We start from the raw sequence: 20,591 nt of genomic DNA, 5'->3' as shown, positions 1-20,591 counted from the left end.
TCGGCCAACCTAGTGGGCATTTATGTTGTCGATCTTGGAGGTTCCGTCGGGGCGGAGGGCCGGGCCCGGAGGCGTCATGGCACCAGGCCGCAGTGACGGGGCGTCACTGCGGCCTGTGCTCCGGCTGTGCAGGTCGAGGAGGGTGAGGAAGGTCAGGTGGTGGTGAACGCGGCGGCGCGGTCGGTGGCCCAGGTGGTGAAGGGGCGGGCGGGGTGGCCGGTGAGGTGCTCGACCGTGTCGGTGAGGGGTACGGGCTCGCCGTCGTGGGATGCCCACCAGTTCAGCAGGGTGTCGGCGTAGACGGCGGGGATGTGGCCGGCTGTCTCCCGCTTCCACTCCTCGCGCGTGGCGTGGTGGACCGGGATCGGGCGGCCGATGACGGCGGCGAGCTGCTCGATCTGCTCGGCGAAGGTGAGGGACGCGGGGCCGGTGAGGGTGAACCGGCCGCCTCGGTGGCGGGGATCGGTCAGGACGGCGTGCGCGGCCTCGGCGACGTCGTACTCGTGGATGGGGTCGTTGTGGGCGTGCGGGTAGGGCAGGCTGACGGGCTTGCCGGATTTGATGGCCCAGGCCCAGCCGCCGGCGTTGGAGGCGAAGGAGCCGGGCCGCAGGATCGTGGTGGTGATCGGCGAGGCCAGCAGGGCCTGTTCGACGTCGAAGTGGGACTTGGCGAGCGGGTCGCCCGCGGGGTCGGGGCCGAGGACGCTGGCGGAGGAGAGCAGCACGACGTGGGTGACGCCCGCGCGGTGGGCCAGGCCGGCGAAGTCGCTGGCGCGGTCGGCGGAGGCGTAGAGGAAGACGCCGGTGACGCCCTCCAGGGCGGCGGGGAAGGTGGCCGGGTCGGTGAGGTCCAGGCGGACCGTCTCGACTCCGGCGGGCGGCGTGAGGTCCTCGGGGCGGGCGGAGCCGACGCGGACGGGCAGGCCGTCGCGGTGGAGCAGGGTGGTCAGATGGGTGGCGACCGCGCCGCGGCCTCCGGTGATCAGGAACATGGTTCTGCCTTTTCCGTACTGGTTCGTGGGGTGGGTCAGGGGTGTGCGGGGCGGGCGGCGCGCGGTAGCGGGGGCGCCAGGCCGCAGCGGGCCAGGGTGATCGCGGCCATGGGCTTGCCGGGGGTGTGCACGCAGGCCGTGGTGAAAGCGGCGGCCCTCAGGGCAGGGGCTCTGGAGAGACGGGGCGAATGCCATTCGTCACGAACACCGTTCGCTTCGAAGGTAGGTAACGAACGGCGTTCGTGTCAAACGGTGTTCGTTTCGGGCTAGGGTTTCCCCATGAGCACGCAGCCCGTCAGCCGCCGCGCGCGGCCCGCCAAGGCCCCTCTCAGCCGCGACGTCATCGTGCGCACGGGCCTGAAGATCCTCGACCGCGACGGCCTGGAGGCGCTGACCATGCGCCGCGTCGCCAAGGAGCTCGACACCGGCCCCGCCTCGCTCTACGTCTACGTCGCCCACCGCGACGACCTCATGGCCGCCATGCTCGACGAAGCCCTCGGACAGGTCCGGCCGCCCGGGGAGGGCACCTGGCGGGAACAGCTGCGGGCGCTGATCGCCGCGGCCGTCGAGGCGATGAGCCGCCACGAGGGCCTGGCCGCCGTCGCCCTGGGCGCCATCCCCACCGGCGACAACGTCCTGCTGGTCCTCGACCGCATGCTCGCCCTCCTGAAGGACGCCGGCCTCGACGACACCGCCGCCGCCTGGGCCGTCGACCTCCTCTGGCTCCACACCGCCGCGGCCGCCACCGAAGAGAGCGCGTACCACACCAAGGGCTCCGACGAGGAGTCCACCATCGCCGCGGCCGACCGCCGCTACGCCGCCCTGCCCGCCGACCGGTACCCGATGATCACCTCCCTGCGGCAGGCCCTGTTCTCTCCCGGAGACCGCGACACCTGGGCCCTGGAGGTCCTGATCAACGGCATCCTGCACACCCCCACCCGCTGAATCGCACCGGCGCCCCCACGGCGCCGCTCCGACCCGGGAACCGAAGCGCCGCCTGTCGGCGGAATGTCGGTGCCCCCGGGGCCGGAGTCGGCGATGTGTCGGTGCCCGCTGGCACGGTGACTGTCGGCCACTCCCTCGGGAACGGCCCTGACCAGCACGTCGCGTCGGACCGACAGGGAGCCTCACGCCATGACCGGAACACCCTCCGCCCCGCCCTGGGACGTGCACCGGCCGCCGCGTGCCGAGGGCCGCGTCTTCCTGGTCACCGGGGGCAACGCGGGCATCGGGTACTTCATCGCGGAGCAACTGGCCACGACCGGAGCCGCCGTCGTGCTGGGCAGCCGGGACCCGCGACGCGCGGAGGCGGCCCTCACCTCGATCCGCTCGCGCGTGCACGGCGCGGCGGTGCGCGCCGTCCGGCTGGACCTCGCCGACCTGTCCTCGCTCGGCGCGGTGGCGGACTCCCTGGACGTGGAAGCGCTCGACGCGGTGGTCCACAACGCGGGCGTCGCCCTCGACCACCCGCCGCGCCGCGAGACGCCGGACGGCCATGAGCTGATGTTCGGCACGAACCACCTCGGGCACTTCGCGCTGACGGGCCGACTGCTGCCGCTCCTCTCGGCCGCCCCGGCGGCACGCGTCGTGACCGTCGGCAGCTTCGCGGCGAAGTCGGAACGCCTCGACCTGGACGACCTCCCGTCCCGGCGGGACTACCGGGCCGCACGCGCCTACGGACGGTCCAAGCTGGCCCAGATGCACTTCGGGCTCGAACTCGACCGGCGCCTGCGCGCCGTCGGCAGCCCGGTGCGCAGCGTGGTGGTTCACCCCGGCGGAGCCCTGGACGCCCTCACCCCGCCGCGCCCACCGGTCCACGCGCGCGGCCTCGGGGCGCGCCTCGGCGCGGCGCCCGCCGCCCTGCTCGTCCAGGGCAAGCACGCCGGTGCCTGGCCCGCGGTGCGGGCGGTCCTCGACCCGGCCGTGCGCGGAGGGCAGCTGTGGGGGCCGCGCCGCTTCGGCCTGCGCGGCACCCCTCGGCAGGAAGAGGTGTGGAGCCAACTCGCCGACACCGCCGTCGCGGCCGGGCTGTGGGACGCCAGCCGCGACCTGACCGGCGTCGACCCGGGCCCGTGAGCGCACGCGAGAGCGGGCCGTGCTCCCGGCCTCGATGCGGCGGGAAGGCAGCTCGATGCGGCGGGGAGCCACCTCGATGCGTGGGGAAGCGCCCAGGCGCGGACGGGAGGCACCAACAGGGGAGGCAGCTGCATGCGGCCAGGCGGCACCCGCATGCGGCCGGAAAGCACCTAGATGCGGCCGCGAGGCACCGGGATGCAAGGATCAGGCGCGTGAACAGTGATCCCACCGTGCTCGACAACCCCGTCGCCGAGTCGCTGCTCGGCACGCACGCGCATCTGGCCCGACGGCTCGGGCAGGCCGCCACCTACCTGCCGGAGGTCACGACCTTCTGCGCGCTGCCCACCGAGCCCGACCCGGCGGACTGGGCCGACCTGGCCCGGCTGCTCGGCAGCGACGGCTTCGCCGACATGTTCAGCAACGCGGCGCCCGCGCCCTCGGACTGGGAGCCGGTCTTCGTCCTGGAGGGGCGGCAGATGGTCTGGCCCGGCGGGCGTCCGCCCGGTGAGCCGGGTGCCGCGTCCGACGTCGCGATAGCGGAGCTGGGGCCGGACGACGTGCCGGACATGCTCGACCTCGTCAAGCGGACCGAACCGGGGCCGTTCTGGACCCGCACCGTCGAACTCGGCACCTACCTGGGGATCCGCGTGGACGGAGCCCTGGTGGCGATGGCGGGCGAGCGGCTGCGGCCCCCGGGCTGGACCGAGATCAGCGCCGTGTGCACGGCCCCCGAGGCCCGCGGCCAGGGCCACGCGGCCCGCCTGGTCAGGGCGTTGGCCGCCCGCATCCTGGCCCGGGGCGAGCAGCCGTTCCTGCACGTGGCGGAGGCGAACTCCGGCGCGATCGCCCTGTACGAGCGGCTCGGCTTCGCGACCCGCAGGCCCGTGACCTTCCAGGGCTTCCGCACCCCGTGACCTGGTGCCGGAGCCGCGGCCCCCAGCGCGCCGCCGCCCCGCGCAGCCGTGCGTAGCCCCGCCCCGTAGGGGCACCCGCCGTGCACGGGACATCGCGTCACGGTGGCGCGGGACGGCAGGGGGGCCCATGCGGGAAGCGCGGGAGACACGGGGCAAGGCCAAAGCGGCGCCTCCGTGGTGGGACGTCGCCTTCGACGCGCACGGCGACGCCGTGGACGAGCGACAGGGCGACCGGGTGGCGGGCGCGGCCCGCGAGGCCGACGTGCGCCACCTGGTCGTGCTCGCGCACACCGCCCACCACGAGCCCGAGCTGACGGAGCGGGTCGACGCGCACTGCCGCGCCCTGTTCGCGCAGGCCGATGTCACGGACGGCGTGGGACTCGTGGGGGTGCGCTGGCCCAGCATGTGCTTCGCGCGGCCGGAGGACGGCCGCGCGGGGCGGCTCACCGACACCGACGTCGCCGGGCTGCACCGCGTCTTCCCCGAGGGCGGGGACACCCTCACCGGGCTCCTCGGCCTCCTCGGCGAACGGCCCCTGAGGAACGGCGCCCTGGACGACGTCGGGATCGCCCTGCGCCGCCTCGTCGAACAGCCCCTGGACACCCCGCTGCACGCCTACGGCACCGACCTGGGCGCGAACGTCCTGCCGCAGACCGACCCGGCCATGCTCATCGACAGCCCCACCCAGGTGTGCGAGGGCTTCGCCGAGGCCCTCGACGTGGCCCGGCAGGAGACCGAGCGGGTGGAGAACCGCAGCCCGGAGCGGTTCGAGGAGGCACACACCGGCTCCGGCGCACCCGACGTCTCCGAGCACGGCACGCTCAGCGAGTCCGGCACGGCAGGGCCGCGCCCCGCCGACGACCCCACCGAGCGCCTGACCCGGCCCGAGTCCCTCGCGCCGAGCGAGCGCCCCCTGCGCGACCCGCACGCCGAGCGCAGGCCGGACCGGGTGTGGGACGGCGCCCACCAACTGCTGTGCGAGGTCACGTCGTACGCGATGAGGAGGCACGCCGGACTCATCGGCGAGCGCGCCCTCGCCCCGCTCCTGCGGACCCTCGGCGAGGGCCTGCCCGACACCCGGATCCACCTCGTGGGCCACGGTGCGGGCGCGCGGCTGGTGGCCTACGCCGTGCGGGGCCTCGGCCCGGACGAGCGGGTCGCCTCGCTGTGCCTGTTCCAGGCGGCCCTGTCGCACTTCGCGTTCGCCGAGCACCTGCCCCAACTGAGCGGCGGGGGAGCGCTGGCGGGCCTGCACCGGCGCGTCACGGGACCCGTCGTGTGCTGCTACTCGCACCACGACCTGGAACTCGGCCTGTTCTTCCCGCTCGCCTGCCGCAGGATCGGCGACGGAGCCCTCCTCTCCGGCGCCGGCCGGACCTGGGGCGCGCTCGGCTACGACGGGATCCAGGGCATTGACAGCAGCCCCGCGCTCACCCTCGCCGACGCGCTCACCGAGGGCGTGCTGCCGTCATCGGGGTACGTCGGTGTCGACGCGTCCGAACTGATCCGCGCGGGCGGCCCGCCCCGGGGCGCGCACGACGACGTGTTCCACGAGGACCTCGTCCGGCTGGTCGGTGCGGCGGGCGGCCTGACCCAGGCGGCAGAGCTCAGGCCAGGAGGGGCGGGCACGCCCTAGCCGTTGGTGTAGACGTACCGCTGACCCAGCGGCCAGCCCGCGCTGCGCCCGGCGTCCGTCACCAGGAGGTGCTGGTACTGCGGGACGGTGACGAGGTTCTGCGTCAAAGAGGGGCACAGCACCGCGCACCCGGCGGCCGTTTGCGTGCCCAGGCGCAGGCCGTTGCCGTCGAAGAAGACGTACTCCACGTCGTCCGCGGCCTGCGAGGTGTCGACGTGCACCGTGGCCGGGACCGGCAACGGCAACCGGAACAGCACCCCGCCCACCCCGGCGGCACGCAGCTGCCGGGCGCCGATGCCCAGGGTGCTCCACCGCGGCTGCGGCGCGTCCACGTCGAGCAGGGCGATGCGCAGCGAGCCGAGACCGGGCCCCTGCAACACGGCCCGGGGCGCGCGGTCCAGGCGCGCGGCGACGCCGTCGGAGCCGCCCCCGCCGTCGTCCGCCGTGGACGACGGCGTACGCGTACGGCTGGGAGTGGGCTCGTCGGGGGACGGGGAAGCGGACGACGACGCGCTGTCCGAGGGGGACGGCGACGCCGAGGGCGACGACGACGGTGACACGGGCGGCGGCGACACGATGAGGGTGCCGTTGACGCACTGGACGTTGTGGCCGTTGCAGGCGAGGTTGTTGCCGTTCTTGTTGCTCTGGCCCTGCGCGTCCCCTCGGTCGCCGCCGCAGCCGCTGAGGAGGACGAGCAGACAGAGCAGCGGCACCGCCGAGGCGGTGCGGCGCGGTGCTCCCGTCATCCGCCGGAACTCCCTTGAGACGCGGGCCGGTTCGTGGTCGAGACGCTCGATGTCGCTCCCGAGTCGCAGGCGACGTGCTGGCCGATGCACGCCTGGTTGTTGCCGTTCTGATTGGTCTGGACGATCGTCCCCGGACCGCGCTGCTCGCCGCCGTCCTGCCCCGACACCGTGATGAACGCCGCCACGATCATGCCGACCGCGCCGATCACCGCCGCGATCAGGCCCACCGCGCCCCTGCCCCCCATTGCGCCCCCTTGACCGGCGTGCACCGCGCGAGTGCCGGTGCGCCGGGAGGCCAGCGTAGGCGCGGCGCCACAGTCGAAGGAGGCGGTGGCGACCGGGCTACGCCAGACGGCCCGGACGTCGTGCCTGCGCCCGGGCGGGCCGGTCTACGCGTGGGCCGGCGCGGGCGAGGACCCCTCGACGCCCGCGACGCCCGCCGAGTTCAGCCGAGCGACCGTGTCACTCAACACAATCAAGCGACATGGTCAGATGACAAAGTCGTGTGTATCTTAATGATCAAGCGACTGCCGGTGCGGAACGAAAGGCCCCCTCATGACTCACGCGTCCACCCCCGACCTCACCTCCACGGCGACGGCCGAGGCGATCCCGGAGCGTCCGGCGCTCCCCCTGATCGGCCACGCCCTCGACATCCCGAGCGGGGCCGACGGCCTCGTCCATCTGATGAAGGAGGTCAAGGAGTTCGGCCCGGTGTTCCGGATCCGCGCCTTCGGCTCCGAGACCGTGATGGTCGGCGGTCTGGACCTGGTGGCCGAGCTGGCGGACGAGACCCGGTTCCGCAAGAACGTGCACAGTGACCTCGTCGAGATCAGGGAGATCGCCGGGGACGGCCTCTTCACGGCCTTCCGCCACGAGGCCAACTGGCAGAAGGCGCACGACATCCTGATGCCCGCCTTCTCGCTCGGAGCCATGCGCGGCTACCACGCGACGATGCTGGACGTCGCCCGGTCGCTGATCGCCAAGTGGGACCGGGTGGCCGGCGAGGGCCCGGTGGACGTGCCCGAGGACATGACCCGGCTGACCTTCGACACCATCGGACTCTGCGGATTCGGCTACGACTTCGAGTCGTTCCTGCGCGACGACGCGCACCCCTTCGTCGACGCGATGAGCAGGGCGCTCGCCCACACCCAGACCAAGGGCGAGTCGATCCCGGGCACGGAGGTCTTCCGCTGGCGGCAGACCGAGCAGTTCCGCAAGGACGCCGCGCTGATGACGGAGCTCGTCGACGAGGTGATCCGGCAGCGCAGGGCATCGGGCGACACCAGCACGGACGACCTCCTGGGCCGCATGCTCCACACCCGCGACGCACGGACCGGCGAACCCCTGGACGACGTGAACATCCGCAACCAGGTGATCACGTTCCTCATCGCCGGACACGAGACCACCAGCGGCGCCCTGTCGTTCGCCCTCTACTACCTGACCAAGCACCCCGAGGTCCTGGCCCGCGCGCAGGCGGAGGTGGACGCGCTGTGGGGCGACACGGACGCGCCCGCGCCCGAGTACGGCGACATCGGCAAGCTCGGCTACCTCCGCCAGGTGCTCAACGAGAGCCTGCGGCTGTGGCCGACCGCGCCCGCCTTCGCCCTGGAGCCGATCGAGGACACCGTCATCGGCGGCAAGTACGCCGTGCGCAAGGGCGAGACACTGATGGTGCTCACCCCGGCCCTGCACCGCGACCCCGCCTGGGGCGAGAACGTCGACCTCTTCGACCCCGACCGGTTCACGCCCGAGCGCGAGGCGGCCCGCCCCGTCCACCTCTTCAAGCCGTTCGGCAGCGGTGAACGGGCCTGCATCGGCCGCCAGTTCGCCCTGCACGAGGCCACCCTGCTCCTCGGCCTGCTGGTCCACCGCTACCGCCTGCTCGACCACACCGACTACCAGCTGGAGATCAAGCAGACCCTCACCCTCAAGCCCGACGCGTTCACCCTCAAGCTGGCCCGGCGCACCAGCGACGAGCGGCGCCTGCCCGCCGCCGCGAGCAGCGCGCCCGTCAGCGAGGACCGGCCCGCGGCCCGCCGCGCCACCGCGACCGCACTGACCCTGCTGCACGGCTCCAACCTGGGCACCTGCGCCGGACTCGCCCACGACCTCGCCGCCGACGGCGACGACCACGGCTTCACCACCGAGGTCGCCCCCCTCAACGACCGCGCGGGCAGGCTCAGCCCCGCCGACGGCCCCGTGGTGATCGTCGCCGCCTCCTACAACGGCCGTCCCACCGACGACGCCGCCGAGTTCGTCACCTGGCTGGAGGGCCTGGAGCCCGGCGCCCTCGACGGCCTGCGGTTCGCCGTCCTCGGCGTCGGCGACCGCAACTGGGCCGCCACCTACCAGCACGTACCGACCCTCATCGAGGAGCGGCTCACCGCCGCCGGTGCCACCCCGCTCCTGGAGCGCGGCGCCGCGGACGCCTCCGGTGACTTCGCCGGCACCGTGGACCGCTGGAGCACCGACCTGTGGACGGCCCTGCTCGACCGCTACGGCGCCGCCGACGGCGAGGCCGCGCGCCCCGAGCCCGACGCCGCGGAGCCGCAGGGCCTGTACGAGCTTCAGGACGCCACCGCGTGCGTCACCGGTGAACTCGCCGCCCGGCACGGCGTCCAGCCCATGGACGTGCTCGACGCGTACGAACTCGTCGACATGGAGCACGAGCTGGGCCGCTCCAAGCGCTTTCTGAAGCTGCAGCTGCCCATGGGCGTCACCTACCGCACCGGCGACCACCTGGCCGTCCTGCCGCAGAACCCCGACGCGCTCGTCCAGCGGGTCACCGCCCGCTTCGGCCTCGACCCGGAGCGTACCGTGCGGCTGAGCGCCCGCCGCCGCGCCCGCAACACCCTGCCCGTCGACCGGCCGCTGACCCTGCGCCGGCTGCTCACCGACTTCGTGGAGCTCCAGACCCCGGCCACGCCCGAGCAGGTCGCCGTCCTCGCCGAGCACACCGCCTGCCCGCCCGAGCGCCGCCCCCTGGCCGAACTCGCCGGACTCGACGCCGACGCCTTCCGCGAGCGGGTCACCGCCACCGGGCTCAGCGTCCTGGACCTGCTGGAGCGCTACCGCGCCTGCGAGCTGCCCTTCGAGCGCTTCCTGGAGCTCCTCCCCGTGCTGCGCCCGCGCCACTACTCCATCTCGTCCTCCGCGCAGGCCGCGCCCGGCGAGATCGACCTGATGGTGTCGCTGCTCGCCGCGCCCCACCGCGCGGGCGAGGGCACCTTCCAGGGCGTCGGCTCGCACTACGTCCAGACCGTGCGGGCCGGGGACACCGTCCGGGCCAGGGTGCTCCCGTGCGGCGAGTCCTTCCGGCTGCCGGAGGACGACGCGGTCCCGGTCATCCTGGTCAGCGCGGGCACCGGCCTCGCGCCGTTCCGCGGAGCCGTGCTCGACCGCCTGCACACCGGGTCCACCGGCACGCTGCTGTGCTACTTCGGCTGCGACCACCCCGAGGTCGACTACCTGCACCGCGAGGAGTTCGAGACGGCCGAGGCGGTCGGCGCCGTCAGCATGCGGCCCGTCTTCTCCCAGGCTCCCGAGGACGGCGCCCGCTACGTCCAGGACCGCATCGCCCGGGAGAGCGCCGAGGTCTGGGACGTGCTGACGGCGGGCGGCCGGGTCTACGTCTGCGGCGACGGCCGCCGGATGGCCCCCGCCGTGCGGGAGGCGTTCATGGCCGTCCACCGCGAGCACACCGGCGCGTCCGACGCCGAGGCCGCCGCCTGGCTCACCGGGCTCACCGAGTCCGGCCGCTACGTCGAGGACGTCTGGACCGGCTGAGCCCGCCGCCCCACCTGCCGCACCCGCCCCGCTCCGTGGTCACGCACGCCCACCCGGCGCACCCGTGACCACCGGGCCGCACCCCTTCATCCCGCACCTCCGACCGATGGGAACCCCATGGCTGTCGCACCCCCGACCACCCGCCGAGCACCTGTGGCCGACCGCACCCCGCGGGGGCGTCGGTGAAGGCGCGCGGGACGGCCGCCCTGACCCTCGGCGTCGCCGTCGCCCTGATCGCCGGAGCCACCCTGGGCAACGGCGGGGCGAATCTGATGCCCCTGTTCGTCGATGACTTCTCCTCGCGGTTCGCGCTCGGGGACTCCGGCGCGGGACTCGTCGGCGCCACCCAGCTCATGGCCACCGCGCTCGTCACCCTGCGCCTCGCCGCGCGGGCCGCGCGCCCCGGCCGCGTCCGCATGGCTCGCACCGGTCTCGCCGTCGGCCTCGCGGGCTTCGTCGGGGCGACCGCCGCGAGCGACCTGCCGACGCTGATCCTGGCCAATCTCGTCATCGGCGGCGGGCTCGGCGCGGTCTACGCCGCGGCCACGGCGGCGATCGCCGCCACCGACGACGCCGACAAGGCGTCCGCGGCCACCATCGCGGGCACGGTGGCCGTGACCGCCCTGCTGATCATGGCGGTGCCCGCGGCCAACCACAGCGTGGGGGAGGGCACCGGCTTCCTGGTCATGGCGCTGTGCTGCCTGCTCGCCTGGCCCCTGGTGGGCGGCCTTCCCGACGGGCCGACCACGAGCGGGACCGCGCAGCCCGGGGCGGCCCCGGCGGCGCCCGCCCCGGCCGCCACGCCGAACGACGCGGCCACCCCCTCATGGGTCCTGCTGGGCGGGATCGCGCTGCTGTGGGCCGTCACCCAGGGGGCCTGGGCGTACGCCTCGGTCTTCGGCCGCGAACACACCGGCATGTCGCCCTCGGCCGTGTCGGTGGTCCTCGCCGTCTCCGGTGTCGTGGCCCTCGTCGGCGCCGTGCTCGGCCCCGCCGCCGCCCGCCGCTTCGGCCGCACGCGGTCCCTGGCCGCCTTCATCACGGCACAGGCCCTGTCGATGGCCGCCCTGGTGCTCACCCACGACCCGGTGCTGTTCATCGTCGCGGCCGTCCTGTGGCAGGCCTGCCAACTGGCCGTCCTGGTACAGACCCTCGCGGCCGCCGCGCTCCTCGACCCGAGCGGACGCCTGGTGGCCTCCCTCAGCGGAGCGAGCGCGCTGGGCACCGGCATCGGGCCGCTGGCCGTCGGCGCCGTCCTCGACACGGCGGGCGCCGGAGTGCTCGGCGTCCTGCTGGCCCTCGGCACCTTCGTCGCGTCCCTGCCCCCGTTGCGGATGACGGTCGCCAGCGCCACGGCCGACCGCGCACGGCAGGCGGAACCGGAGACCGAGGCCGAGCCCGCTCCCGCGGCCACGTCGGGCTGAACACCCGTCAGGCCCCGGGCCGGGCACGCCCCCACGGACCGTCGCACGGGCGTCGCGCGCGCTCTTCTCCGGGCTCGCGCGGAACCGTACGATCCAGTGGCCGCTCCGCGTACGCCGCCCCGCACGGCGCCCGCGTACGCCGTGCACGGCGCACACCGCGTGCGGCGCACGGTGCGCACAGCACACGCCCGCGCCACGCCCGTCCCCGCACACGCTCCACGCTCGCTCCCTCGTCGACCCAGCCAGAGGTGACCCGTGGACAGCCAACCCCCTCCCTTCCGCCTCGACGCGAGCGCCGGTGACCTCCACGGCGAGAACCGGAGGCTCCGCGCGATCGGCCCCGCCGTGCGCGTGCGGCTCCCCGGTGGACTGCCCGCCTGGGTCCTCACCCGCCACCAACTCCTCCAGGAACTCCTGGCGGACCCCCGTACGGCAAAGGACCCGGCGCACTGGTCCGCGTTGCGGGCGGGGGAGGTGCCGGAGGGCTGGCCGCTGATCGGCATGGTCACCAACCGCGGCATGACCACCGCCGACGGAGAGGAACACCGCCGGCTGCGCGACCTCGTCGCGCAGGCCTTCACCGCGCGGCGCGTCACCGCGATGCGGCCCCGCGTCGAGGCGATCACCCAGAGCCTCCTCGACGCCCTCGCCGAGGGCGGCACCGATCCCGTGGACCTGCGCCGCCACTTCGCCTATCCGCTGCCCATGGCGGTGATCGGCGACCTCCTCGGCGTGCCCGACGAGCGCTTCGACGACTTCCGGAACCTCTCCGCGAGCCTGACCAGCAGCGTCACCCCGCCCGAAGAGACCCTCGCCACCCAACAACGCCTGCACGCACTCCTCGCCGACCTCGTCGCCGACCGGCGGAAGCGGTCGGGGGAGGACCTGACCAGCCATCTGATCGCCGCGCGCGACGACGGCGACCGGCTCTCGGAGCCGGAGCTGATCGGCACCCTGACCCTGGTCCTCGTCGCGGGCCACGGCACCACCCTCAACCTGATCACCAACGCGACGGCGGCGCTGCTCACCCACCCCGAGCAGCGCGCCGCCGTCACCACCGGGCAACGGCCGTGGGACGCCGTGGTGGAGGAGACCCTGCGGTGGGACCCGCCCGTCGCGCACTTCCCGCTGCGCTACGCCCTCGACGACATCCCCGTCGGAAACGTGGTGATCCCGCGCGGCGAGGCCATCCTCGCCTCGTACGCGGCCGCGGGCCGGGACCCCGACCGATTCGGCCCCGACGCCGAGGAGTTCGATATCGCCCGGCCCCGTCCGAAGCACCTCTCCTTCGGCCACGGCCCGCACTACTGCCTGGGCGCGGGCCTGGCCCGTCTGGAGGCGGGCATCGCGCTGCCGGGCCTGTTCGGGCGGTTCCCGGACATGGAGCTCGCCGTGCCGCGCGCGGAGTTGGTGCCGTTGCCGTCCTTCGTCAGCAACAGCGTCCAGGCCCTGCCGGTGACCCTGTACGGCGGCTGACGAGGTCCCGGAGCGGGACCCCCGGGCAGCTGAGGGCAGTCGGATGGAATGATGACGGACGACAAGGCGACGGCGGTCCGAGGAAGCCGGTGTGAATCCGGCGCGGTCCCGCCACTGTGATCGGCGAGCGCGTCCCGACCGGCCACCGCCCCGCAGGGGGTGGGAAAGCCGGGACGAGCGGCGACCCGAGAGCCAGGAGACTCACGCGGTCGCCTCCTCCGCACAACACCGGGGCGGATCTCCCCGGAGAGAGGCAGGACGCGGCATGCCCGCAAGACCGGCCCGGAAGTCGTCCGGCACCGCAGGAAGTCATGACACGGCCACAGGACCGGCGCCCTGCCGGGTCGTCGTCTGCCGAGACTGCTGCTGCGGCAGTCCGAAGGTGACCGGCGTCGACCACGCCGCACAGACCGCGCGCCTGCGGGCCGAGGCACCCGTACGCGTCTCCGCCTGCCTGGACGTGTGCGACCAGGCCAACGTCATCGTGGTCCAGCCCTCTGCCGAGGGCCGGGCGGCCGGTGCCCGGCCGGTGTGGCTCGGCCTGGTCAACGACGCGGACGCGACCGAGGACATCGTCGCCTGGGTCCGCGCCGGGGGCCCCGGCGTCGCTCCGCGGCCGGAGATCCTCGACCTGTACGCCTTCACCCCGCCGCGACGCCGCGCGGTGTCCTGAACCACCGCGCCGGGGCGGCGCGCCCGGGTCAGGGCAGCGGGCGCGCCTCGCCCGCGGTCACCGCCGCCCCGGCGCCCACCCCGTGCAGGACGTGGGCCAGCACCTCCGCCCCGCGGACCACGCGCGGCCCCGGCCGGTTGAAGTACGCGGGCCCGTCCAGGACCCAGACGCGCCCCGACCGGACGGCGAGCAGTTTCGACCAGCCGGGCAGCCGGGTGAGCAGGCCCGTCTCGCGCAGCGTCCGCTCGGGCGGAAAGCCGCAGGGCAGCACGAGCAGCACGTCGGGCCGGGCCGCGCGCACCGCGTCCCACGTCATGGGCCCGGTGTGCTCGCCGGGCCCGGCGAGGAGCGGCTCGCCCCCGGCGGCGGCGATCTGCTCGGGCACCCAGTGCCCGGCCGGCCACAGCGGATCCAGCCACTCGATCGCGACCACCCGGGGCCGCGCACGCCCCGCGGTCAGGGCGCGCACCCGGTCGAGGCGGGCGCGCAGCTCGTCCCGGCGCGACGCGGCGCGCCCCCGCACCCCGAGCACGGCCCCGACCGTGACCAGACAGTCCAGCACGTCGTCGAGGGTGCGCGGCTCCAGGCTCAGGACGCGGGTGTCCGCGTCCAGGAGCCGCACGGTGCGGCTGACCCGCTCGTACGAGACCGCGCAGACGTCGCACAGGTCCTGGGTGAGGACCACATCGGGGCGCAGGGCCGCGAGCGCCTCGGTGTCGAGGGAGTACAGCGAGGACCCGGAGTGCGCCGACCCGCCCACCGCGTCGGAGATCTCACGGCTGCTCAAGGCGTCCTGGTCCAGATCGGCACCGGTCACCACGGGGACGGCCGCCGCCTCCCGGGGCGGCCAGTCGCACTCGTGGGTGCGCCCGACGAGCCCCTCCAGCAGGCCGAGTTCGGCGACGACGTCGGTGGCGGCGGGGAGCAGGGACACGATGCGCATGTGCCGACCCTACGGCGTGCGCCGCCGCCCGCGCCCGCCACCGGTGTGCCCGAGCCGACACCTCCAGACGGTGGTGCTCGCCGCTCCCGGAGCTGATACTTCGCCCGGCACACGACCCGACGACGGAGGAGAACCGATGACGTTGAAGGTGAGCCGGAGGCCGCGCGGAGTGTTGCGCGGGCCGGGCCGCGGCATCGCGTCGCTGGCCCTGCTGGCCGCGGCCGCGGGTGTGCTCGCACCCGCCCCCGCGTCCGCGGCACCGGCCTGTGCCGCCCCGGGGCGGGGAGCGCCGGTCCAGGTGGCGCGCATCCCCGACTGGGTCGAGTCGATCGTCGTGGACGAGCGCGGGCGGATGTTCGCCACCGCGTACTTCACCGGCCGCGTCTACCGGATCGACGCGCCGGGCCGCACCCCCGTACCCCTCACCGGCGACGTGGGAGCGAACGGCGGGATCGTCGTGCGTGCGGACGGCCGCCTCCTCGTCGGCACCGGCAACGACCTCGTGCACTCGCTCACCGGCGACGCGCTGCCCACCTCGAAGCTCCTCCTGGTGGACCCGGACACCGGCGAGGTCACCACGTACGCCGCCGGACTCGGCGGCATCGACGGCGTGGCCCTCGCGCCCGACGGCACCGTGTACACCACGACCTTGGGCGGGCGGAACATCGGCCGCGTCTCGCCGGACGGCAGGGTCGACCCCGCCTGGGCCCGGGTGCCCCAGCCCAACGGCATCGCCGTGTCCCCGGACGGGACGCAGGTGTACGTCATCCAGACCACCGTGGCCCCCGGCCTCTACCGCATCGCGGCCGACGACCCGGCCCACCCGAGGCGTTGGGTCTCGGTGGCCCCGTCCGACGTCCTCGCCCTGCCGGACGGGCTCACCCTCGACAGCACGGGGCGACCGCTGATCGCCACGCACGCCGCGGGCCAGATCTGGCGCGTCGAGGACGGCCGCCTCTGCGCCGTGGAGTCGGGCCTGCACCTGTCCACCCAGGTCACCTACGGCCAGGGCGACCGCGGCTTCTCGGCGGGCAGGCTCTACCGGGCAGGTGTCGACGGGAAGATCTACGAAGTGCCCGCGGGCGCCGACCCGTCGTAGCCCGCCCGCCGCCCGCGCGGAACGCGGCGCGGCCGGGTGAGCCGTGTCTCACCTGCCCTGCGTCGCTTGTATATGCAACGAGTTGCATAGAAGGATTCGGGCATGGCGCTTGAGCACGCGATCCTCGTCTCCCTGCTGGAGCAGCCGGGCTCCGGCTATGAGCTGGCCCGGCGGTTCGACCGGTCCATCGGATACTTCTGGACCGCCACCCACCAGCAGATCTACCGCGTCCTCAAGCGCATGGAGAGCGACGCCTGGATCGAGGCCCGCGCGGTGGCGCAGCAGGACCGGCCCGACAAGAAGGAGTACTCCGTCGCGGCCCTCGGCCGCGCCGCGCTCTCGGGCTGGCTGCACGAGCCGATCGAGCCCGAGAGCGTCCGGCACGAGCTCGCCGTGAAGATCCGCGGCGCTGCCTTCGACGACCCGGCCGCGCTGATCCGCGAGGTGCGGCGCTACCGCGAGGCGCACGCCGACCGGCTCGCGCACTACCGCGCGGGGGAGCGGCGCGACTTCACCGGGCCCGAGGCACCCGCGGTGCTCGACGACGGGCAGGAGCTCCAGCACGTCGTGCTGCGCGGCGGCATCGCGTACGAACAGATGACGCTCACCTGGCTCGACGACGTGATCGCCACCCTCGAACGGCTCGGCGCCCGGCGCTGACGCACCCCCAGCTCTCCCGCCCCCTTCCCCGACCTCCCCGACCCCCGAGCCGGAAAGGCGACTGGCCATGGCCGACGCGCTGCTGTTCAACCCCCACACCTACGACCCGACCCACTTCGACCCCGAGACCCGCAGGCTGCTGCGTGCGACCGTCGACTGGTTCGAGGCGCGCGGCAAGCGCCGGCTGATCGAGGACTACCGCTCCCGCGCCTGGCTCGCGGACTTCCTGGAGTTCTCCGCCAAGGAGGGCCTGTTCGCGACCTTCCTCACCCCGGCGTCCGCCGCCGGTGCGGGCGAGGGCGACAAGCGCTGGGACACCGCCCGGATCGCCGCCCTCAACGAGATCTTCGGCTTCTACGGCCTCGACTACTGGTACGCGTGGCAGGTCACCATCCTCGGCCTCGGCCCGGTCTGGCAGAGCGACAACGCCGCCGCCCGCGCCCGCGCGGCCGAACTCCTCGCGCAGGGCGAGGTGTTCGCCTTCGGCTTGTCCGAGAAGAGCCACGGCGCCGACATCTACTCCACCGACATGCTCCTGGAGCCCGACGGGAACGGCGGCTTCCGCGCCAGCGGCTCCAAGTACTACATCGGCAACGGCAACGCCGCGGGCCTCGTCTCCGTCTTCGGCCGCCGCACCGACATGGAGGGCCCGGACGCGTACGTCTTCTTCGCCGCCGACAGCCGCCACGAGGCGTACCACCTGGTGAAGAACGTCGTGGACTCCTCGAAGTACGTCAGCGAGTTCCGCCTCGATGACTACCCGGTCGGGGCCGAGGACGTCCTGCACACCGGCCGTGCCGCCTTCGACGCCGCGCTCAACACCGTCAACGTCGGCAAGTTCAACCTGTGCACCGGTGCGATCGGCATCTGCGAGCACGCGATGTACGAGGCCGTCACGCACGCGCAGAACCGCATCCTGTACGGCCGTCCGGTCACCGCCTTCCCGCACGTGCGCCGCGAGCTGACCGACGCCTACGTCCGCCTCGTCGGGATGAAGCTGTTCAGCGACCGCGCCGTGGACTACTTCCGCTCGGCCGGGCCCGACGACCGCCGCTACCTCCTCTTCAACCCGATGACGAAGATGAAGGTGACCACGGAGGGCGAGAAGGTCATCGACCTGATGTGGGACGTCATCGCGGCCAAGGGCTTCGAGAAGGACACCTACTTCGCCCAGGCCGCCACCGAGATCCGGGGCCTGCCCAAGCTGGAGGGCACGGTCCACGTCAACCTGGCCCTGATCCTGAAGTTCATGGGCAACCACTTGCTGAACCCGGCCGAGTACGCCCCCGTGCCGACCCGCCTGGACGCGGCCGACGACGCCTTCCTCTTCCAGCAGGGACCGGCCCGGGGCCTCGGCGCCATCCGCTTCCACGACTGGCGCGCCGCCTACGACGCGTATGCCGAGGTGCCCAACGTCGCTCGCTTCCGCGAACAGGCCGACGCGCTCTGCGCGTTCGTCACCACGGCCGCCCCGGACGAGGAGCAGAGCCGCGACCTCGATCTGCTCCTCGCCGTCGGCCAGCTCTTCGCACTCGTCGTGCACGGCCAGCTCATCCTGGAGCAGGCGCGCCTGACGGGCCTGGAGCAGGACGTGCTGGACGAGCTCTTCGCCGTCCTCGTACGGGACTTCTCGGGGTACGCCGTCGAGCTGCACGGCAAGGACTCCGCCACCGCCGCGCAGCAGGACTGGGCCCTCGGCGCGGTCCGGCGCCCGGTCGTCGACGAGGCCCGCTCGGCGCGCGTCTGGGCCCGCGTCGAGGCGCTGGCCGGGACGTACGAGATGGCGCCGTAACCCTTTCGGGAACGCAGTGGGGCGGCGGGGCCGCCGTGACGCCACGGCGGCCCCGGTCGTCACAGGGTGAGCAGCGTCCGGCGAGCGACCCCGGTGTCCTGGAGCGGCTTGAGGGCCAGCCGCACCAGGGCGAGTGCGTTGTCGTCACCCGCGACACGGTTGGCGCTGAGCTCGCCGCACGTCAGGCACTCGTGGATGAGCATCCACTCGCCGTCCGGACGCGCGGTCATGGTCAGCGCCGCCATGCGGCCGCGGCAGGGCGAGGCCCGGTCGCCGGGCACGCGGTGGTCGACGTGCAGGCTGGCCAGGCAGTGCGGGCAGTGGTTGCGGTGCCCGGTGCCCGGCGCGTCCAGGGGTACGTCGAGACGGCACTCGACGCACCGGAAGTCGTGGGCGCGGTGGCCGCCCCGACCGTGCAGGACGTCCTTGTGCCGTTGCGGGCGGCGGCGCGCCGATGACGGCTCGCGGGTGCGGTTGCGTCGCGGCATGGTGGTGTCCTTCCCCTCGGCCCGGCTCACAGGGTGCCGAACGCTTCGAGCGGGAAGGGCGGTTGGGCCAGTGGCCGCACCGCCATGCGCATCAGGATGAGCTGGTTGTCGTCCGTGCGGACGGGGCTCGACGTGAGCTCGTCGCAGCGCACGCAGCGGTGGATGACCCGCCAGTCGCCGGTCCGCAGGACGGCGATGGCTATCGGGGTCATCCGCCCCCGGCACCCGCTCGGGCCGCCCTCGACGTGGTCGACGACGTGCTGCGAGTGCAGGCACGACGGGCAGTGGTCGCGCGGGACGCCGTCGGCGGTGGCGGACACGGTGAGTCCGCACCAGGCACAGGTGAACGTGCCGATCCTGAGGGTGTTGTGGGCGTCGCTCTGACGAGCTCCGGTGGTGTGGGACACCCGGGATACTCCTTGCTGAGGGAAGGGAAACGACAGCAAGAGCAGGCCGAGCGGCTTCGGCGAAGGAAGGCACCGACGACCGGTGTCCGGCCGCCGCGCGGACGTGGCGGCGGCGAAGCGGACGGTCAGACGGTGTGGCGAGGCGCGCTCGGCGCGACCCGGGGCATCAAGACACCCCTCTCTACGGGCGCACGGCCCAGTCGGCGATCAACAGTGCGAACGCCAGGCTAGCGACGGCGCGGTGGCGTGCGCCATCGAATATCGGGCCGGACGGATGCGGGCCGGTCGGATGCGGGCCGGTCGGATGCGGGCCGGTCGGATGCGGGCCGGACGGGGCCGATGCTTCAGACGATGGGGTCGATGATGACGTCGTCGACGGCGAAGACGCACTTGGATTCGGTCTTGGACTCCTTGGTGCCGCCCTGGGCGTTGTTCTGCCACGTGCCGTAGTACGTGAAGCCCGCCTTGCACTTGACCTGGGCCCGCCAGGTGACGTTCATGGTGCCGGTACAGCTCAGCGAGCCGTTCTTGTTCAGGTCCGCCGCGGCGGTGCAGTCCAGGTCGCCGTAGCGGAACGTCTCGCCGGGTTTGACGGCGGAGGCGGTGGGTGCCATGAGCAGCACGGCGGCGGCGAGCGCGGTACCGACGGTGGTGAGCCTGCGGATCGAGGGTTTCATGCCGTTTCCTCCCTGTTCTGACAGCCTCTAGAGCGTGCTGCCGGGAGGATCCCGAGCAATAGGGGGCAGTGCCGGGGGTGGACCGGGAAAGGTTCCCGGTTCAGGCGGGAAGGGCGGCGATGGAGGGGGCAGCGCTGAAGAGGGGGCTCCGCGTCACCCGCGGGCCGGTCGGCAGTCCGCGCACAGGCCCCACCAGATGATCTCCGCCTCGTCGACTGCGAAGCCGCGGTCGTCCCCGGGCTCCAGGCAGGGGGCGTGGCCGACGCTGCAGTCGACGTCCTCGATGCGGCCGCAGGACCGGCAGACCAGATGGTGGTGGTTGTCCCCGACGCGGAGTTCGTAACGGGTGGGGGAGCCCGCCGGTTCGATGCAGCGGATCAGCGCCGCTCGCGCGAGGTCCTCGAGGACGTTGTACAGACCCTGCCGGGACAGGCCTCCGGAGGAGGGCGCCCGGCCGCCGCTGACGCCGATGCGGCTCTCCAGCTCGGCCGCCGTGGAGTGCGGGTGGCCGTGCAGGGCGGTCAGCACCGCGCGACGCTGCGCCGTGCTGCGCAGCCCCTTGGCCCTGAGCAGGTCGGCCGCTCGCTGCTCCATGACGATGCACCCCCAGTTCCGTCCCGGAAGTCTAACGGGATCACCCCGGGCACCCTAGGCGAGATCCGATCCTAGAATTGACTCTGTCCAAACTAGCGGGCTACTGTCTCGTACGGCAACGGACCGCCGAGCACCCCCGCGGCTCGGCGTGCGACCGCCGCTGCCGCACGCGACCCCCACCCCTCTTCCGACGCACCGTCCCCCGGTT

19 protein-coding genes and 1 riboswitch are annotated in these 20,591 nt (G+C 73.8%); of the genes, 11 read left to right on the top strand and 8 right to left on the bottom strand.

The features are described from left to right. Positions 1 to 152 precede the first annotated feature (152 nt). Positions 153 to 992 (bottom strand): SDR family oxidoreductase, encoded by an 840-nt coding sequence (locus AC5WAM_RS02105; protein WP_495521320.1) that lies wholly within the window; start codon positions 990 to 992, stop codon positions 153 to 155. A 279-nt stretch (positions 993 to 1,271) separates the two neighbouring features. Between AC5WAM_RS02105 and AC5WAM_RS02100 the strand changes: the two genes are divergently transcribed. The 4 genes from AC5WAM_RS02100 to AC5WAM_RS02085 all read left to right on the top strand — a co-directional run bounded on the left by AC5WAM_RS02100 (position 1,272) and on the right by AC5WAM_RS02085 (position 5,618). Further along, positions 1,272 to 1,937 carry a TetR/AcrR family transcriptional regulator gene (locus AC5WAM_RS02100; RefSeq protein WP_495521319.1) on the top strand — a complete coding sequence of 222 codons (666 nt, stop codon included), beginning with the start codon at positions 1,272 to 1,274 and terminating at the stop codon, positions 1,935 to 1,937. Between the two features lie 189 nt (positions 1,938 to 2,126). Then, positions 2,127 to 3,068 carry an SDR family NAD(P)-dependent oxidoreductase gene (locus AC5WAM_RS02095; RefSeq protein ID WP_495521318.1) on the top strand — a complete coding sequence of 314 codons (942 nt, stop codon included), beginning with the start codon at positions 2,127 to 2,129 and terminating at the stop codon, positions 3,066 to 3,068. Between the two features lie 212 nt (positions 3,069 to 3,280). Then, on the top strand, positions 3,281 to 3,982 hold the full coding sequence (locus tag AC5WAM_RS02090) for a GNAT family N-acetyltransferase (protein WP_495521317.1): 702 nt from the start codon (positions 3,281 to 3,283) through the stop codon (positions 3,980 to 3,982). Positions 3,983 to 4,109: 127 nt separating this feature from the next. Beyond that, positions 4,110 to 5,618, top strand: coding sequence for a hypothetical protein (locus AC5WAM_RS02085; RefSeq protein WP_495521316.1), 1,509 nt, complete (start codon positions 4,110 to 4,112; stop codon positions 5,616 to 5,618). Here the strand turns inward: AC5WAM_RS02085 and AC5WAM_RS02080 are convergent. Both AC5WAM_RS02080 and AC5WAM_RS02075 read right to left on the bottom strand, forming a co-directional pair. Beyond that, positions 5,615 to 6,364: a hypothetical protein gene (locus AC5WAM_RS02080; protein ID WP_495521315.1), complete on the bottom strand. Its 750-nt coding sequence runs from the start codon at positions 6,362 to 6,364 to the stop codon at positions 5,615 to 5,617. The two genes, AC5WAM_RS02085 and AC5WAM_RS02080, sit on opposite strands and share 4 nt — an antisense overlap. Continuing rightward, complete coding sequence (locus AC5WAM_RS02075) at positions 6,361 to 6,609, bottom strand: hypothetical protein (protein ID WP_495521314.1); 249 nt, start codon at positions 6,607 to 6,609, stop codon at positions 6,361 to 6,363. Before AC5WAM_RS02075 ends, AC5WAM_RS02080 begins: the two co-directional genes overlap by 4 nt. A 310-nt stretch (positions 6,610 to 6,919) precedes the next feature. Between AC5WAM_RS02075 and AC5WAM_RS02070 the strand changes: the two genes are divergently transcribed. The 4 genes from AC5WAM_RS02070 (at position 6,920) to AC5WAM_RS02055 (ending at position 13,723) form a co-directional block, all read left to right on the top strand. After that, the gene (locus AC5WAM_RS02070; RefSeq protein ID WP_495521313.1) at positions 6,920 to 10,150 is read left to right on the top strand and encodes a bifunctional cytochrome P450/NADPH--P450 reductase; all 3,231 of its coding nucleotides are present in this window, start codon (positions 6,920 to 6,922) and stop codon (positions 10,148 to 10,150) included. 182 nt (positions 10,151 to 10,332) lie between these two features. Continuing rightward, entirely contained in the window at positions 10,333 to 11,574 is a 1,242-nt protein-coding gene (locus tag AC5WAM_RS02065) for an MFS transporter (protein ID WP_495521312.1), read from the top strand. Between the two features lie 255 nt (positions 11,575 to 11,829). Further along, positions 11,830 to 13,050, top strand: coding sequence for a cytochrome P450 family protein (locus AC5WAM_RS02060; protein WP_495521311.1), 1,221 nt, complete (start codon positions 11,830 to 11,832; stop codon positions 13,048 to 13,050). Between the two features lie 80 nt (positions 13,051 to 13,130). Next, positions 13,131 to 13,252, top strand: a riboswitch (cobalamin riboswitch). A gap of 63 nt (positions 13,253 to 13,315) precedes the next feature. Further along, positions 13,316 to 13,723, top strand: a complete 408-nt coding sequence (locus AC5WAM_RS02055; RefSeq protein WP_366794610.1) for a (2Fe-2S) ferredoxin domain-containing protein — start codon at positions 13,316 to 13,318, stop codon at positions 13,721 to 13,723. 28 nt (positions 13,724 to 13,751) lie between these two features. Here AC5WAM_RS02055 and AC5WAM_RS02050 read toward each other — a convergent pair whose 3' ends face one another. Then, the gene (locus AC5WAM_RS02050) at positions 13,752 to 14,666 is read right to left on the bottom strand and encodes a cobalamin-binding protein (RefSeq protein ID WP_495521310.1); all 915 of its coding nucleotides are present in this window, start codon (positions 14,664 to 14,666) and stop codon (positions 13,752 to 13,754) included. Between the two features lie 136 nt (positions 14,667 to 14,802). Between AC5WAM_RS02050 and AC5WAM_RS02045 the strand changes: the two genes are divergently transcribed. The 3 genes from AC5WAM_RS02045 to AC5WAM_RS02035 all read left to right on the top strand — a co-directional run bounded on the left by AC5WAM_RS02045 (position 14,803) and on the right by AC5WAM_RS02035 (position 18,217). Next, complete coding sequence (locus AC5WAM_RS02045; RefSeq protein ID WP_495521309.1) at positions 14,803 to 15,765, top strand: SMP-30/gluconolactonase/LRE family protein; 963 nt, start codon at positions 14,803 to 14,805, stop codon at positions 15,763 to 15,765. Between the two features lie 102 nt (positions 15,766 to 15,867). Next, on the top strand, positions 15,868 to 16,425 hold the full coding sequence (locus tag AC5WAM_RS02040) for a PadR family transcriptional regulator (protein WP_138965352.1): 558 nt from the start codon (positions 15,868 to 15,870) through the stop codon (positions 16,423 to 16,425). A gap of 67 nt (positions 16,426 to 16,492) precedes the next feature. Beyond that, entirely contained in the window at positions 16,493 to 18,217 is a 1,725-nt protein-coding gene (locus tag AC5WAM_RS02035) for an acyl-CoA dehydrogenase family protein (protein WP_495521308.1), read from the top strand. 59 nt (positions 18,218 to 18,276) lie between these two features. On the opposite strand, the gene AC5WAM_RS02030 is transcribed toward AC5WAM_RS02035, so the two are convergent. The 4 genes from AC5WAM_RS02030 to AC5WAM_RS02015 all read right to left on the bottom strand — a co-directional run bounded on the left by AC5WAM_RS02030 (position 18,277) and on the right by AC5WAM_RS02015 (position 20,383). After that, positions 18,277 to 18,705, bottom strand: a complete 429-nt coding sequence (locus tag AC5WAM_RS02030) for an RNHCP domain-containing protein (RefSeq protein ID WP_366794614.1) — start codon at positions 18,703 to 18,705, stop codon at positions 18,277 to 18,279. Between the two features lie 26 nt (positions 18,706 to 18,731). Continuing rightward, positions 18,732 to 19,112, bottom strand: a complete 381-nt coding sequence (locus AC5WAM_RS02025; protein WP_366794615.1) for an RNHCP domain-containing protein — start codon at positions 19,110 to 19,112, stop codon at positions 18,732 to 18,734. Positions 19,113 to 19,456: 344 nt separating this feature from the next. Next, entirely contained in the window at positions 19,457 to 19,789 is a 333-nt protein-coding gene (locus AC5WAM_RS02020) for a hypothetical protein (protein ID WP_495521307.1), read from the bottom strand. A gap of 153 nt (positions 19,790 to 19,942) precedes the next feature. Continuing rightward, complete coding sequence (locus AC5WAM_RS02015; protein ID WP_366794617.1) at positions 19,943 to 20,383, bottom strand: Fur family transcriptional regulator; 441 nt, start codon at positions 20,381 to 20,383, stop codon at positions 19,943 to 19,945. Positions 20,384 to 20,591: the final 208 nt, after the last annotated feature.

The sequence above is a fragment of the Streptomyces sp. JLYT201 genome, from assembly GCF_059448825.1.
This window is presented reverse-complemented; position numbering and strand designations above follow the sequence as displayed.

Coding starts and splice junctions, on each gene's coding strand:
- AC5WAM_RS02095 (WP_495521318.1), top strand. CDS start 2,127: ATGACCGGAACACCCTCCGCCCCGCCCTGGGACGTGCACCGGCCGCCG.
- AC5WAM_RS02040 (WP_138965352.1), top strand. CDS start 15,868: ATGGCGCTTGAGCACGCGATCCTCGTCTCCCTGCTGGAGCAGCCGGGC.
- AC5WAM_RS02015 (WP_366794617.1), bottom strand. CDS start 20,383: ATGGAGCAGCGAGCGGCCGACCTGCTCAGGGCCAAGGGGCTGCGCAGC.
- AC5WAM_RS02070 (WP_495521313.1), top strand. CDS start 6,920: ATGACTCACGCGTCCACCCCCGACCTCACCTCCACGGCGACGGCCGAG.
- AC5WAM_RS02080 (WP_495521315.1), bottom strand. CDS start 6,364: ATGACGGGAGCACCGCGCCGCACCGCCTCGGCGGTGCCGCTGCTCTGT.
- AC5WAM_RS02055 (WP_366794610.1), top strand. CDS start 13,316: ATGCCCGCAAGACCGGCCCGGAAGTCGTCCGGCACCGCAGGAAGTCAT.
- AC5WAM_RS02035 (WP_495521308.1), top strand. CDS start 16,493: ATGGCCGACGCGCTGCTGTTCAACCCCCACACCTACGACCCGACCCAC.
- AC5WAM_RS02085 (WP_495521316.1), top strand. CDS start 4,110: ATGCGGGAAGCGCGGGAGACACGGGGCAAGGCCAAAGCGGCGCCTCCG.
- AC5WAM_RS02030 (WP_366794614.1), bottom strand. CDS start 18,705: ATGCCGCGACGCAACCGCACCCGCGAGCCGTCATCGGCGCGCCGCCGC.
- AC5WAM_RS02020 (WP_495521307.1), bottom strand. CDS start 19,789: ATGAAACCCTCGATCCGCAGGCTCACCACCGTCGGTACCGCGCTCGCC.
- AC5WAM_RS02075 (WP_495521314.1), bottom strand. CDS start 6,609: ATGGGGGGCAGGGGCGCGGTGGGCCTGATCGCGGCGGTGATCGGCGCG.
- AC5WAM_RS02050 (WP_495521310.1), bottom strand. CDS start 14,666: ATGCGCATCGTGTCCCTGCTCCCCGCCGCCACCGACGTCGTCGCCGAA.
- AC5WAM_RS02100 (WP_495521319.1), top strand. CDS start 1,272: ATGAGCACGCAGCCCGTCAGCCGCCGCGCGCGGCCCGCCAAGGCCCCT.
- AC5WAM_RS02105 (WP_495521320.1), bottom strand. CDS start 992: ATGTTCCTGATCACCGGAGGCCGCGGCGCGGTCGCCACCCATCTGACC.
- AC5WAM_RS02045 (WP_495521309.1), top strand. CDS start 14,803: ATGACGTTGAAGGTGAGCCGGAGGCCGCGCGGAGTGTTGCGCGGGCCG.